This is a genomic window from Pseudomonas sp. 5.2, assembly GCF_059025405.1.
The window spans coordinates 25,748-40,140 of sequence record NZ_JBYBHH010000020.1; the positions used below are offsets into that span (position 1 = coordinate 25,748).

The following is a 14,393-nucleotide window of genomic DNA, read 5'->3' on the forward strand; positions in this document are numbered from 1 at the left end:
AGCCTGCAAGGCTCCTTGATGGTGGACATCGCCGGTAAATGGCTGACCGCCGAAGACCGTCACCTGCTGCGCCAACATGAAGTGGCCGGCCTGATCATCTTTGCCCGCAATATCGACAGCCCGCGCCAGGTGCGCGAACTGTGCGCGTCCATTCGCGCGATTCGCCCCGACTTGATCCTGGCCGTCGACCAGGAAGGCGGCCGTGTGCAGCGCCTGCGCCAAGGCTTCGTGCGCCTGCCGGCCATGCGTGCGCTGGCCGACAACGACAACGCCGATTACCTGGCGGAGCAGTGCGGATGGTTGATGGCCACCGAGGTGCTGGCGGTAGGCCTGGACCTGAGCTTCGCCCCGGTGCTCGACCTGGACCACCAGCGCAGTGCGGTGGTCGGCAGCCGCGCCTTCGAGGGTGACCCACAGCGCGCCACGCAGCTGGCGGCGGCCTTCATTCGCGGCATGAACGCTGCGGGCATGGCGGCCTGCGGCAAGCACTTCCCGGGGCACGGTTGGGCCGAGGCCGACTCGCACGTGGCCATCCCCACGGACGAGCGCAGCCTTGAACAGTTGCGCCAGGCGGACCTGGTGCCGTTCACCCGGCTCAGCGGCCAGCTGGCAGCGGTGATGCCGGCCCACGTGATCTACCCGCAGGTCGACAACCAGCCCGCCGGCTTCTCGCGGCGTTGGCTGCAGGACATCCTGCGCGGTGAGCTGGGCTTTGATGGGGTGATTTTCAGTGACGACCTGTCCATGGCCGGTGCGCACGTGGTCGGGGATGCCGCCAACCGCATCGAAGCAGCTTTGAGTGCTGGCTGCGACATGGGCCTGGTGTGCAACGACCGGGCGGCGGCAGAGCTGGCACTGAGTGCGGCGCAGCGGCTGAAGGTCAAGCCTTCGCCGCGCATTGCGCGGATGCAGGGGCAGGGCTTTGCGCGCACCGATTATCGCCAGCAGCCGCGTTGGCTGGAGGCGTTGGGGGCGTTGCGCGAGGCGCAGCTGGTCGATTGACTGATCCGGCCGTATTTGACGGTAGGCCGGATTTACCCACTTCCCGGTAGGAGCAGCCTTGTGCTGCGAAGGCGGCGGTAACAACAGCGAAGATCAAGGGTGTTGTCACCGGCCTCTTCGCAGCGCAAGGCTGCTCCTACAGAGAGTGCTCACAAGCGCTTAACGGCCGCGCTTCCCTGGCAAGGGGGCAAACAGCGCCTCGATCTCATCATCTCCCAGCCGCCACTGCCCGGCCTGCCCGCCATCGAGCAGGCTTGCCGCCAGGGCCGCCTTCTCTTGCTGCAACAGCTGAATCTTCTCTTCCACCGTGCCGCGGGTAATCAGCTTGAACACGAACACCGGTTTGTCCTGGCCGATGCGGTAGGCGCGGTCGGTGGCCTGGTTTTCGCTGGCCGGGTTCCACCAAGGGTCGAAGTGGATCACCGTGTCCGCAGCCGTTAGGTTCAACCCGGTGCCACCCGCCTTGAGGCTGATCAGGAACACTTCGCTGTCACCCTGCTGGAACGCTTGCACCGGCGTGCGGCGGTCGCGGGTGTCGCCGGTCAGCAGGCTGTAACGCACCTTGCGCTTTTGCAGTTCTTGCTCGATCAGTGCCAGCATCGAGGTGAATTGGGAGAACAACAGTACCCGCCGGCCTTCACTGAGCAGCTCTTCGAGCATTTCCAGCAGGGCGCCGAGCTTGCCTTTATCGGCCTGGTTGCCCTTGGTCTCGACGCCCTTCACCAGGCGCAGGTCGCAGCACACCTGGCGTAACTTGAGCAGGGCGTCAAGGATGACAATCTGGCTGCGCGAGGCGCCGTTGCGGGCGATTTCGTCGCGCACTTTCTTGTCCATTGCCACCCGCACTGCCTCGTAGGTATCGCGCTGGGCATCGCTGAGCTCGACCCAGTGCACCATCTCGGTCTTGGCGGGCAGTTCGGTGGCCACCTGTTCCTTGGTGCGGCGCAGCAGGAATGGGCGGATGCGGCTGACCAGGTGGGCCATGCGTTCGGCGTCGCCGCGGCGTTCGATCGGGGTGCGGTAATCCTGGTTGAAGCGCTTGAGGTCGCCCAGCCAGCCCGGCATCAGGAAGTGGAAGATCGACCACAGCTCGCCGAGGTTGTTTTCCATCGGCGTACCGGTCAGGCACAGGCGCTGCTCGGCCTGCAACTCGCAGACGGCGAGGGCGGCTTTGCTGGTGCTGCTTTTGATGTTCTGCGCCTCGTCGAGCACCAGCACGTGCCAGTGCTGCGTACGCAAGTGTTCGAGGTCGCGGGGCACGAGGGCATAGGTGGTGAGCACCAGGTCGTAGTCGTGCAGCGTGGCGAAATGCTTGCTGCGCCCTGGGCCCTGCAGTGCCACCACGCGCAGGTCGGGGGCAAAGCGTTTGGCCTCGTCGAGCCAGTTGGGTATCAGGCTGGTCGGCATCACCGCTAGGGCGGGAGTGGTCAGGCGGCCGGACTGTTTCTCCAGCAACAGGTGAGCCAGGGTTTGCAGCGTCTTGCCCAGGCCCATGTCGTCGCCGAGGATGCCGCCCGTGCCCATTTCGCGCAGGGCTTGTAACCAGTTCAGGCCTTGTTGCTGATAAGGGCGCAGGGCCGCGTTCAGTTGTGCGGGCGGTTCGACCTGCAGGTCGCGTGCGTCACGCAGGCGCTTGCCCAGGTCGCGCACGTGCGCGCCGCCTTCCCAGTGCAGCGGCAGGTGATCGAGCTCGTTCAGGCGCGCGGCATCGGCCCGGTCCAGGCGCAGTGAAGGGCCGGCGGCGTCTTCATGCAGGTAGAGCTCGCCAAGGGTGCCCATCACCGCCTTGATCCGGCCGTAGGGCAGGGCGACGCGCAGCGCGGGGCTGTCGAGGCGGCCGCGGTTAAGGTCGATCAGCAAGTGTTCGTCGTCACTGCGCCGGGCCAGTTCGCTGGCGCGCAGCAGCTCCGGGTTGCTGCGCAGCAACTGCAGCACGATCGGCAGCAGGCTGTGGCGCTGGCCATCGACCACGATGCCCAGTTCCAGATCGAACCATTCATGCCCGGGGGCTTCGTCGATGCTGGCGTACCAGTCGTCCACCTCGTGCAGGTTGAAGGAAAAATCGCGGTGGATGTCGATCACCCAGCCGGCTTCACGCAGTTGTGCCAAGCCGTTGCGGGCGAAGTGCAGCCAGGCCTCGTCATCAGGCAGTTGGTGCATCTCGCCCGCACTGTCGGGCAGGGCCTTGCTCTGCCGGGTGGCGGCCTTGAAGCCGAGGTCGCGTAGCGTCTTGCGCAGCGCCTGTTCGGCCTTGGGCTGGCGGCGAATGCGCTGGCTGGTGGCATCCACCAGGCGGGTCAACGGTTTGTCGTCGTTGCCGCTGGCGCGCAGGCCATCGTAGTCGAACGACAGCGCGGCGCGGTGCTGCATCTGGCGCTGCATGCGGCCGGTCTTGGGCATGTAGGCGCTGTACTCGAGGCTGCCCAGGGTCAGGTGAGGGCGAGGCTCGATCGTGTCGATCTGCTCGCTACGGACCTTGGTGGGGGTCGGAACCTGGCGGTTCAATGCGTTCAAGCGATGGCTCAGGGGGATGATCAGGTGCTCGGGAACCGTCGGGGCGCTGGCCAGTTGGCTGGCAATGAACGGGTCAAGGTCATGCAGCAGTTTGCCGGTCTGCCCGCTGTGTGGGTCGACGTAATAGAGGGGGTCGACCGGCAGTGCCAGCATGTGGGTATTTTCAGCATGGTGCCAGGCGCCGCGGTAGCTGCCGTTGTCCAGCCGAACCCAACGAAATTCGGCGTGCAGGTCGGGGCCTTGGGCCAGGGGTTTCTGCTGTTGGCCATACAGCAAGCGGCCGGTGGCGAGGGCATACTCGTAGAGTTCGGCGCCCTTTTTGCCTTCCAGGCGTGCGACGGGCAGGCTGTAATCCTTGCTGAGGGCATCGATCAGCCGCAGCGCACGCAAGTCTTCATCGGTCACGTACTTGGGTGTGTAGTAGATGAGCTCGGGCATCGAACTGGGCCGGCCCAGCTTCAAGCTGTCATCGGGCTGCCGGGTACCTTTGAACACGCTGAGCATGCACTGGCCATGGTCGTTGCTCACCACGTAGTAGAGTGCAGGGCCTTTGCGCTTGGCGGGTTCTGTGGCAAGGGCTGCCGGTACTTCCAAGGCCTCGACCCAATGTGCGAGTTCGGGGGGCAGTTCTAGGGACTGCTGCGCTGCTGGCGTAACGGCAAGGGGTTCGTCAGGTGTGCCTTCGACCCAGTCCGGGCCACGTTCAAGCAGATAGAGCGCCGCTGCACAGTGCTTGCAATTGTTACCGACCGGGCACGAGCAAGTGCCCTCGCACTCAAAGCTATCATCGCTCAAGTCCAGCGTGATGCGTTGATAGTAGGCGCGGCCGCCAGAGCCTATGCACTGCGCGCGGATGGTCAGGTCCAGGATCGATACGATTTCACTCCTGCCTTCCTCTGCATAGTCGAAGCCGCGTTGCAGCGTAGTGCGGTCAAACGCGAACCTCCAGGTGTCAAGCCCCCGGATAAAGAACTGCGCATCGGTCTCGCTCACATCACTGCTCCATCATCTCCGGGTCCATCTCTGGCAGCTTGCGCATCCCGGCCGGCGTCACCTTCAACAGCACCGCAAGGTGCCCGCCGTCGAGGAACGTCAGCTGGCCGCCCTTCACGTTGCTGTTGCTCTGCTTGAATTGCTCGCTGCGCAGCACGCTACCGTTGCCGTCGAGCTGGTTGACCCAGAAGTTGGCCTCCACCGCGATGAAGCGGCCTTCGGCGATGCTCAGGTTGCCTTCGATGGGGAAGTGGCCGAACTGCTCTTCGCCTTCGCCCAGGGCGATGCGGCTGGGTTCGCTGCCGACCTGCTGCTGCCAGGCCTTGTGCATCAGCACGGTGTAGTCGGCGGTGGCTTGCAGGCGGGTGGTTTCATCGTCCAGCCCCAGTGGGCGTTCGGCGGCCTTGTCCAGGCGCGGCGCACCGGCGCTCCAGTCTTCGGGGGCGAACGGGCTGGTGAAGGCGGGGACGCTGTTTTGCCGCACCAGGATCATTTCTACCTGATACAGGCCTTCGGCGAAGGCGGCTGGCGCGAACAGCGCCAGCAGCAGGGTCAGGCAACGGATGGCACGCATGGATCTTCCTTAGGCAGACTGTGGGGTCAGGCGCTCGAACAGCGCCTCAAGGGTGTTGAAACGTTCGTCGGGGCGTTCCATCGGTACCAGGAAGCGGAACTGGGTGGCGCCTTCGAACTTGTAGCGTTTGGGCTGGCCCTGGATCAGCTTGATCAGGGTCAGCGGGTCGACCGGTGTCTCGGCCTCGAACTCAAGCTTGCCGCCGTTGGGGCCAGCATCGACTTTCTTGATGCCGAGCTTTTCCGCCTGCAGCTTGAGCGAGGTCAGGCGCATCAAGTTTTTGGTTGGCTCCGGCAGCAGGCCGAAGCGGTCGATCATCTCGACTTGCAAGTCCTTGAGGCCTTCTTCGTCGGCGGCCGAGGCGATGCGCTTGTAGAGGATCAGGCGTGCATGCACATCGGGCAGGTAGCCCTCGGGGATCAGGGCCGGCAGGCGCAGGTTGATCTCCGGGCCGCCACCCAGTGGCTGTTCGAGGTTTGGCTGGGCACCCTTGCGGATGGCCTTGACCGCGCGTTCGAGCATTTCCATGTAGAGGGTGAAACCGACCGCCTGGATCTGCCCGCTTTGGCCTTCGCCCAGCAGTTCGCCAGCGCCGCGGATTTCCAGGTCGTTGGTGGCCAGCACGAAGCCTGCCCCCAGGTCCTGGGTGTTGGCGATGGCTTCCAGACGCTTCTCGGCATCGCTGCTGACTTTTTGCCGCGCTGGCGTCAGCAGGTAGGCGTAGGCCTGGTGGTGGCTGCGGCCGACCCGGCCACGCAGCTGGTGCAGCTGGGCCAGGCCAAACTTGTCGGCGCGCTCGATGACAATGGTGTTGGCGCTTGGCACGTCGATGCCGGTCTCGATGATGGTCGAAGCGATCAGCACGTTGAAGCGCTTGTGGTAGAAGTCGCTCATCACCTGTTCCAACTCGCGCTCGCGCATCTGGCCGTGGCCGATGCCGATACGCGCTTCCGGGACCAGTTCGGCAAGGTCTGCAGCGCACTTCTCGATGGTTTTCACGTCGTTGTGCAGGTAATACACCTGGCCGCCGCGCAGCAGTTCACGCAGCAGGGCTTCTTTGACCGTGCTGTTGTTGTGTTCCATGACGAAGGTGCGCACCGACAGGCGTCGGGCGGGCGGCGTGGCGATGATCGACAGGTCGCGCATGCCGGCCACGGCCATGTTCAGGGTGCGCGGAATCGGCGTGGCGGTCAGGGTGAGAATGTCCACCTCGCTGCGCAGGGCTTTGAGCTGTTCCTTCTGGCGTACGCCAAAGCGGTGCTCTTCGTCGATCACTACCAGGCCCAGGTCCTTGAAGCGCACATCGTCCTGCAGCAGCTTGTGGGTGCCGATGAGGATGTCGATCTTGCCTTCAGCCAGGTCCGCAGCGGCGCTGGCGACTTCCTTGGCCGATTTGAAACGGCTCATCACTTCGACGGTTACCGGCCAGTCGGCGAAGCGGTCGCGGAAGCTGTTGTAGTGCTGTTGGGCCAGCAGGGTAGTGGGCACCAGCACCGCCACCTGGCGGCCGCTGTGCACGGCGATGAAGGCCGCGCGCATGGCCACTTCGGTCTTGCCGAAGCCCACGTCGCCGCACACCAGGCGGTCCATCGGCTTGGCCGCGAGCATGTCGGCGCGTACGGCTTCGATGGCGTTCTGCTGGTCGGGGGTTTCTTCGAAGGGGAACCCGGCACTGAAGGTGGCGTAGTCGGCAGCAGGGTCGGCAAAGGCGTAGCCCTTGCGCGCGGCACGGCGGGCATAGATGTCGAGCAGCTCAGCGGCGACATCGCGCACCTGTTCGGCGGCCTTGCGCTTGGCCTTCTGCCAGGCCTCGGAGCCGAGCCGGTGCAGCGGTGCCAGGGCGTCATCGCTGCCGGTGTAGCGGGCGATCAGGTGCAGGTTGGCCACCGGCACGTACAGCTTGGCGCCCTCGGCGTATTCCAGGGTGAGGAACTCGGCGGCCTGGCCGTCGATTTCCAGGGTAGCCAGGCCCAGGTAGCGGCCCACGCCATGGTCGATGTGCACCACCGGTGCGCCTTCGCGCAGTTCGGTGAGGTTCTTGATCACCGCATCGTTGGCGGTCTCGCCGCGCTTGTCGCGCCGCCGGCGCTGCATCACGCGCTGGCCGAACAGCGGGCTCTCGGCGATCAGGGCCAGGGCCGGGTCGTCCAGCACCAGGCCTTCGTCAAGCGGGGCAATGGTGATCGCCAGCCGCTCGGAGCCGGTGATGAAGTCGGTCCAGCCTTCGACGGTGTGCGGGCGCAGTTTCAGGCGTTCGAGCAGTTCCAGCAGCACTTCGCGACGGCCCGCAGACTCGGCGGTAAACAGTACGCGGCCAGGGAACTGGTCAAGGAAGCTGGACAGCGCCGCCAGTGGCTGGTTGGCCTTGGCCTCGATGGCAAGTTCGGGCAGGGGGCGTGCCGGGAAGCGTTCACGGCCGGCGCCAGCCTCGACGTCTTCGGCGCTGACCACCACCCGCGGCCATTGCTTGAGCCGGGCGAAACAGTCTTCCACCGGCAGGAACAGCTCTGCAGGCGGCAGCAGCGGGCGGCTCAGGTCGCCACGGCGGTCTTCGTAGCGCCCGCGCACGTCGTTCCAGAAGTGCTCGGCGGCCTGCTCGACGCCCGGCAGGGAAAACACCTGGGTGTCGCTGGGCAGGTAGTCGAACAGCGTCGAGGTGTCTTCGAAGAACAGCGGCAGGTAGTACTCGATGCCGGCGGGAATGATGCCGCTGGCCAGGTCCTGGAAGATCGCGCTGCGGCGGAAGTCGACGTCAAAGCGTTCGCGGAAGCGCGCCTTGAAGCGGGTCACTTCCTCTTTTTGCATCGGAAATTCGCGCGCCGGCAGCAGGCGCACCGAGTCGACCTTGTCGATCGAGCGCTGGGTCTCGGGGTCGAAGGTGCGCAGCGTCTCGATTTCGTCATCGAACAGGTCGATGCGGTAGGGCAGCTTGCTGCCCATGGGGTACAGGTCGATCAGCGCGCCGCGCACGGCGAATTCGCCATGTTCATAAACGGTGTCGACGCAGCGGTAGCCGCTGGCTTCGAGGCGCGTGCGCATTTGCTCGACGTCGATGGTCTGGCCGATGTCCAGCACCAGGCTGCTGCCCAGCAGGAAGCGGGTTGGCGCCAGGCGGTGCAGGGCGGTGGTGATCGGCACGACGAGAATGCCGTGGCTCAGCTCCGGCAGCCGGTACAGGCTGGCAATGCGCTGGGAGATGATGTCCTGGTGCGGCGAGAACAGGTCGTAGGGCAGGGTTTCCCAGTCGGGGAAGGGCAGCACCGGCAGGTCTGGGGCAAAGAAGCGCAGCTCCTGTTCCAGACGGTCGGCGGCCTGGCTGTCGGCGGTCAGCAGCAGGGTAAAGCGGCCAGCGCTGCTGGCGGCTTCGGCAATGGCAAGGCTGAGGGCGGCACCGGGCAGGTTGCCCCAGGTTTGTTTGCCGGCCGTGGCCGACAGTTGCGGTAGGCGCAGAACTGACACGGGAGATTGCACTCCAAGCGTTGCGGCAAAGACACCGATTGTACCGGTGCCGGTGCCTGCTGTCAGGCTCCAAAGGCCATGAACACTGGCTCTGGCTGCCGCGACAGGCGCTCATTGCCCGTTCCGCGTTGGGGCGTCATAATGTAGCCCCTTTTTTCTGTCCCTACATGTGGAAGGTTCCCGTGACTCAGAAGCCCGACCAGTGTCTTGGTGAGTGGATTGATCGTGAAGCATTGGCTGAAGCGATGATCCCGCTTATCGGTCAGCTCTACCGCAACAACAACGTGGTGAGCTCGATTTATGGCCGCAGCCTGATCAACCGTTCGGTTATCTCGATCCTCAAAGCCCACCGCTTTGCGCGTCATCGTCAGACCGACGAGACCGAACTGTCTGTCCACGAGACGTTCCCTCTGCTCAAGGCCATGAGCGAGCTGAAACTGGGCGCCGCTTCGGTCGACCTGGGCAAGCTGGCCAACAAGTTCAAGCAGGAAGGCAACGGCCGCAGCGCCGAGCAGTTCGTGCGTGAAGAGCTGGCTGACGTAGTTGGCCAACAGAACGCTTCGGCCCGTAAAGGCACTGACGTCGTCCTGTACGGTTTCGGCCGCATCGGCCGCCTGCTGGCGCGCATCCTGATCGAGAAGACCGGTGGTGGCGACGGCCTGCGCCTGCGTGCCATCGTCGTGCGCAAAGGCGCCGAGAACGACCTGGTCAAGCGTGCCAGCCTGCTGCGCCGTGACTCGGTGCACGGCCCGTTCGATGGCACCATCACCATCGACGAAGCCAACAACACCATCACCGCCAATGGCAACCTGATCCAGGTTATCTACGCCAAGAACCCGAGCGAAGTCGACTACACCCAGTACGGCATCGACAACGCGCTGATCGTCGACAACACCGGTGTATGGCGTGACGCCGACGGCCTGGGCCAGCACCTGGCCTGCCCGGGCGCTGCCCGCGTGATCCTCACCGCACCTGGCAAGGGCGCGCTGAAGAACATCGTGCACGGCATCAACCACGGTGAAATCACCGCCGATGACAAGATCATCTCGGCTGCTTCCTGCACCACCAACGCCATCGTGCCGGTGCTGAAGGCTGTCAACGACAAGTACGGCATCGTCAACGGCCACGTCGAAACCGTTCACTCGTTCACCAACGACCAGAACCTGATCGACAACTTCCACAAGGGCAGCCGCCGTGGCCGTGCCGCGCCGCTGAACATGGTTATCACCGAGACCGGTGCCGCCACTGCAGCCGCCAAGGCACTGCCTGTGCTGAAGGGCAAGCTGACCGGCAACGCGATTCGCGTACCGACGCCGAACGTCTCGATGGCTATCCTGAACCTGAACCTGGAAAAGCCCACCACCCGCGAAGAGATCAACGAGTACCTGCGCCAGACGGCCATGCACTCGGAGCTGCACAAGCAGATCGACTTCGTCAGCTCGCAGGAAGTGGTTTCGACCGACTTCGTCGGCTCGCGCCACGCCGGTGTGGTTGACGCAGAGGCGACCATCGCCAACGACAACCGCGTTGTGCTGTACGTTTGGTACGACAACGAATTCGGTTACAGCTGCCAGGTGGTTCGTGTGATGGAAGACATGGCCGGTGTGAACCCGCCAGCGTTTCCACGCTGATTCGCTTGTAAGGCAATGAAAAAACGGGAACCTTCGGGTTCCCGTTTTTTTTGCCTAGCATTTATGTTGTCTCTACTGGCCTCTTCGCGGGTAAACCCGCTCCCACAGGTTCGCCTGCGTCCTTGAGGGCGGTGCACTACCTTGTGGGAGCGGGTTTACCCGCGAAGAGGCCAGTGTCGGCGACCGAGAGCCCGAATTTGCGCACAGCCCTCCTGTTCATCCTGATGCTCCTCACCGCCTGCAACCAGGGCCCGACCCTGGAGCGCCTGGGCGGCCCGACCATGGGCAGCAGCTACAGCATCCAGTACGTCCGCGCCCCCGGTGGCCCGGCCCCAGCCCAGGTACAGGCAGCCGTCGAAACCATCCTCCAGGACATCGACCAGCACTATTCCACCTACCGCAGCGATTCCACTGTCAGCCAGTTCAACCAGCTGCCGACCAATCAATGCCTGGCTTTGCCATCAGACATGCTCGACCTGGTCCGCTTCGGCCAGCAGTTGGCGGCGCAAAGTGCCGGCGCCTTCGACCTCACTATTGAGCCGCTACTCGACCTCTGGGGCTTCGGCCCCCAGGCCCGTCACGAGCAGGTGCCCGACCCGCGAGCCCTGGCCCAGGCGCGCCTGCGCGTGGGCTACCAGCACCTGCGCATCGAAGGCCAGGCATTGTGCAAGGATGCCCCGGTGGAGCTGGATTTCAACAGCATCGCTGCCGGCCACGCGGTTGACCTGATCGCCCAGCGCCTGCAGGCCATGGGCATCAGCAGTTTCATCGCCGAAGCCACCGGCGAGCTCAAGGCGGTTGGCCGCAAACCCGATGGCAGCCCGTGGCGCATCGCCCTCGAGCTGCCCCGTGAAGACCGCCAGATCGCCCGCCAAGTCATCCCGGTGGATGGCCTTTCGGTATCGACCTCGGGTGACTATCGCCACTATTTCGAGCAGAATGGCCGGCGCTATTCGCACACCTTCGATGCCCGTCTCGGGCGCCCGGTCGCGCACGACCTGGCTGCGGCCACTGTGCTCGACGCCTCGGCGCTGAAGGCTGACGGGTTCTCGACCCTGCTGCTGATTCTCGGCCCCGAGCGCGGCTGGGATTTCGCCGTCAGCCATAACCTTGCCGCCGTATTGGTGACTCGGGCCGAGGGTGGCTTCGTCTCCCGAGCGACCCCAGCGTTTGCGCGGGCAATGAAAGGCGAGTGAAAGCGCAAGGATGGATGATCGCCAGGGAATCGGTGAACCACATGTAGTGCAGGCAAAATTGGCCTACGACGCGACCAAGGGTTAATGTGCGCGGCGTTCACGCTTGATTAGACTGCAACCGAATTTTCTCATGGCGCCCCGGCGACATGATCGCGCCCCGCGAGCCACCGTGACTCGCGGGCCAGTTCTGAAGGAGTACGCATGGCTGTCTACAACTACGACGTAGTGGTGCTGGGTTCCGGCCCGGCCGGAGAAGGCGCGGCAATGAACGCCGCCAAAGCAGGGCGCAAGGTGGCGATGGTCGACAGCCGTCGCCAGGTCGGCGGCAACTGCACCCACTTGGGCACCATCCCGTCCAAGGCACTGCGTCACTCGGTGCGGCAGATCATGCAGTTCAACACCAACCCGATGTTCCGCGCCATCGGCGAGCCGCGCTGGTTCTCCTTCCCGGACGTGCTCAAGAGCGCCGAAAAGGTCATTGCCAAGCAGGTCGCTTCGCGCACCGGCTACTACGCTCGCAACCGTGTCGACCTGTTCTTCGGCACCGGCAGCTTCGCCGACGAGCAGACCATCGAAGTGGTCTGCCCCAACGGAGTGGTCGAAAAGCTCAACGCCAAGCAGATCATCATCGCCACCGGCTCGCGCCCGTATCGCCCGGCCGACATCGACTTCCACCACCCGCGCGTCTATGACAGCGACACCATCCTCAGCCTCAGCCACACCCCGCGCAAACTGATCGTTTACGGCGCCGGTGTGATCGGTTGCGAATACGCCTCGATCTTCAGCGGCCTGGGTGTGCTGGTCGAACTGGTCGATAACCGTGGCCAGTTGCTGAGCTTCCTGGATTCGGAAATTTCCCAGGCGCTGAGCTACCACTTCAGCAACAACAACATCACCGTGCGCCACAACGAGGAGTACGACCGGGTCGAAGGCTTGGACAACGGTGTGATCCTGCACCTGAAATCGGGCAAGAAGATCAAGGCCGACGCCTTGCTGTGGTGCAACGGCCGTACCGGCAACACCGACAAGCTGGGCCTGGAAAACATCGGCATCAAGGTCAACAGCCGTGGCCAGATCGAGGTCGACGAGGCCTACCGCACCACCGTGTCGAACATCTACGGTGCCGGTGACGTGATCGGTTGGCCGAGCCTGGCCAGTGCCGCCCATGACCAGGGCCGTTCGGCAGCGGGCAGCATCGTCGACAATGGCAGCTGGCGCTTCGTCAATGACGTGCCGACCGGTATCTACACCATTCCGGAGATCAGCTCGATCGGCAAGAACGAGCAGGAACTGACCCAGGCCAAAGTGCCGTACGAAGTGGGCAAGGCCTTCTTCAAGGGCATGGCCCGCGCGCAGATCGCCGGCGAGCCACAGGGCATGCTGAAGATCCTGTTCCACCGCGAAACCCTGGAAATCCTCGGCGTGCACTGCTTCGGCTACCAGGCTTCGGAAATCGTCCATATCGGCCAGGCGATCATGAACCAGCCGGGCGAGCTGAATAACCTGAAGTACTTCGTCAACACCACGTTCAACTACCCGACCATGGCCGAAGCCTATCGGGTAGCTGCCTACGACGGCCTGAACCGGCTTTTTTAAGCGGCTCCGACCGGTGGCCTGAGCCGGTCGGGGATACCGATTTCAGCCCTACCCGAGGGTGGTCTTGGCCAAACCGGGAAAGTCTGTAATCAGGCTGTCCACGCCAAAATCAGCGAGCCGGCGCATCAGTGCCGGTTCGTTGACTGTCCACACCGACACATGCAACCCCTGGCCCTGGGCTTTGAGCAGGCGCTCTGGGGTGCACAGTGTCCAGTTCAAAGCCAGCAACTCGCAGCCGTAGTTTTGCGCGACCTTCAGTGGGTCGAGCCAGGCGTATTCGGCCACCAGCCCGCGAGACACGTCGGGTACCAGCTCTTGTGCGGCGCCTAGCACGTCGCGTGAGCTCGAGGTGATGGTGACCTTGTCCAGCAGGCCGTACTGCTGGGCCAGTTCACGAATGGCCAGCACCGTGGTGGCGGCGCGGGTGCGCGAGGCACTCTTGACCTCCAGCTGCCAATGCTCGAAGGCGCATTTTTCGAAGAGTTCTTCCAGTTTCGGGATAGGGCAGGGCTGCACATGGCCCGGGCCGCCTTTGCGTGCGTCGTAGGTGACCAGGTCGGCTGCCGGGTGCTCGACCACCTTGCCGCGTCGGCCGGTGGTGCGCTTGAGCGTCGAGTCGTGGATCACCATCAGTTCGTTGTCGGCCGACAGGTGCAAGTCCAGTTCACAGCGATTGACGCCGTGGGACAGGCACTGGCGGAAGCTGTTCAGGGTATTCTCGGGCGCTTCGCCCTTGGCGCCGCGATGGCCGTAGATCAGGGTCACGTTCGTTCCTTCAATTCAAGGGGAAGAGGCTCAGGAGGCAGGGTCATTCTGCTCCAACTGCTGGCGCCGTTGTTGTTGCTGGCGCTGCAGGATGTATCGGGCCAGCAGTTGGCGCTGGGCGTCGGTCATGTCGATGAATTCGGTGCCGACCTCAAAGCCGCCGTCAGGGCGTGGGTCGCAGTGGGTGACCTTGCCGCGCAGCAGCAGGCCGTGGGCGCGGGGCATCAGCACCATCTTCACCTTCACGCGGGTGTCGGGGTCGATGGCCTGGGCCTGGGTGAACTCGATGCCGCCTTCGGAGATGACCACTGCCTGCGGCTGGCCGACCTCACCGATGAGGGTTTGCGCGACCACGGCGCTGAGCAGGTCGAGGCGTTTGCTTTGCGCGCGCAAAAACGCCGCCAGGGTGCGGTCCTTGTCACTCAGCTGGCGCAGCAGGTGCTGGGCTTCGAAGTCGGACAGGTGCAGCTCGCTGAGCAGGTTGAACAGCGGCGAATCATCCTGCAACACTTCTGGGTCAAGGGCTTCAGCCGCGCTCAAGGGGTTGATTTGAAGTGCGATCCGATCTGCGATGCGGTAGTATTCGCGGCGATCTTCTTCGTCTAATGTCGTCATGGCGAACCCATGGTAGCGGCGGTGGTCCGAGTGTAAAGCCGCCGTAAG

Annotated in this window: 9 protein-coding genes; 4 read left to right on the forward strand and 5 right to left on the reverse strand. The window is 64.1% G+C overall.

Features of this window, described 5'->3' with window-relative positions; all coding sequences use genetic code 11:
- Positions 1-3: 3 nt before the first annotated feature.
- Complete coding sequence (gene nagZ, locus AC5PZ0_RS24585) at positions 4-1,002, forward strand: beta-N-acetylhexosaminidase (protein ID WP_493855962.1); 999 nt, start codon at positions 4-6, stop codon at positions 1,000-1,002.
- A 159-nt stretch (positions 1,003-1,161) separates the two neighbouring features.
- Here the strand turns inward: nagZ and AC5PZ0_RS24590 are convergent, their stop codons facing one another.
- Genes AC5PZ0_RS24590 through mfd form a run of 3 tightly spaced genes read right to left on the reverse strand, consistent with a single transcriptional unit; the run spans position 1,162 to position 8,542 of the window.
- The gene (locus tag AC5PZ0_RS24590) at positions 1,162-4,509 is read right to left on the reverse strand and encodes a DEAD/DEAH box helicase (RefSeq protein WP_493855893.1); all 3,348 of its coding nucleotides are present in this window, start codon (positions 4,507-4,509) and stop codon (positions 1,162-1,164) included.
- Position 4,510: 1 nt separating this feature from the next.
- Positions 4,511-5,083 (reverse strand): CsiV family protein, encoded by a 573-nt coding sequence (locus AC5PZ0_RS24595; protein ID WP_099453388.1) that lies wholly within the window; start codon positions 5,081-5,083, stop codon positions 4,511-4,513.
- Positions 5,084-5,092: 9 nt separating this feature from the next.
- Positions 5,093-8,542 (reverse strand): transcription-repair coupling factor, encoded by a 3,450-nt coding sequence (gene mfd, locus AC5PZ0_RS24600; protein WP_493855894.1) that lies wholly within the window; start codon positions 8,540-8,542, stop codon positions 5,093-5,095.
- A 167-nt stretch (positions 8,543-8,709) separates the two neighbouring features.
- Here mfd and AC5PZ0_RS24605 point away from each other — a divergent pair, with 167 nt between their 5' ends.
- The 3 genes from AC5PZ0_RS24605 to sthA all read left to right on the forward strand — a co-directional run bounded on the left by AC5PZ0_RS24605 (position 8,710) and on the right by sthA (position 12,965).
- Positions 8,710-10,173 (forward strand): glyceraldehyde-3-phosphate dehydrogenase, encoded by a 1,464-nt coding sequence (locus tag AC5PZ0_RS24605; protein WP_274887724.1) that lies wholly within the window; start codon positions 8,710-8,712, stop codon positions 10,171-10,173.
- A gap of 197 nt (positions 10,174-10,370) precedes the next feature.
- Positions 10,371-11,369, forward strand: a complete 999-nt coding sequence (locus AC5PZ0_RS24610; protein WP_493855895.1) for an FAD:protein FMN transferase — start codon at positions 10,371-10,373, stop codon at positions 11,367-11,369.
- 201 nt (positions 11,370-11,570) lie between these two features.
- On the forward strand, positions 11,571-12,965 hold the full coding sequence (gene sthA / locus AC5PZ0_RS24615) for a Si-specific NAD(P)(+) transhydrogenase (protein ID WP_027596615.1): 1,395 nt from the start codon (positions 11,571-11,573) through the stop codon (positions 12,963-12,965).
- A 48-nt stretch (positions 12,966-13,013) separates the two neighbouring features.
- On the opposite strand, the gene AC5PZ0_RS24620 is transcribed toward sthA, so the two are convergent.
- Together AC5PZ0_RS24620 and AC5PZ0_RS24625 are read right to left on the reverse strand one after the other, a co-directional pair.
- On the reverse strand, positions 13,014-13,730 hold the full coding sequence (locus AC5PZ0_RS24620) for a glycerophosphodiester phosphodiesterase (protein ID WP_027596614.1): 717 nt from the start codon (positions 13,728-13,730) through the stop codon (positions 13,014-13,016).
- Positions 13,731-13,760: 30 nt separating this feature from the next.
- Positions 13,761-14,345: a PilZ domain-containing protein gene (locus AC5PZ0_RS24625; protein WP_493855896.1), complete on the reverse strand. Its 585-nt coding sequence runs from the start codon at positions 14,343-14,345 to the stop codon at positions 13,761-13,763.
- Between the last annotated feature and the right edge of the window lie 48 nt (positions 14,346-14,393).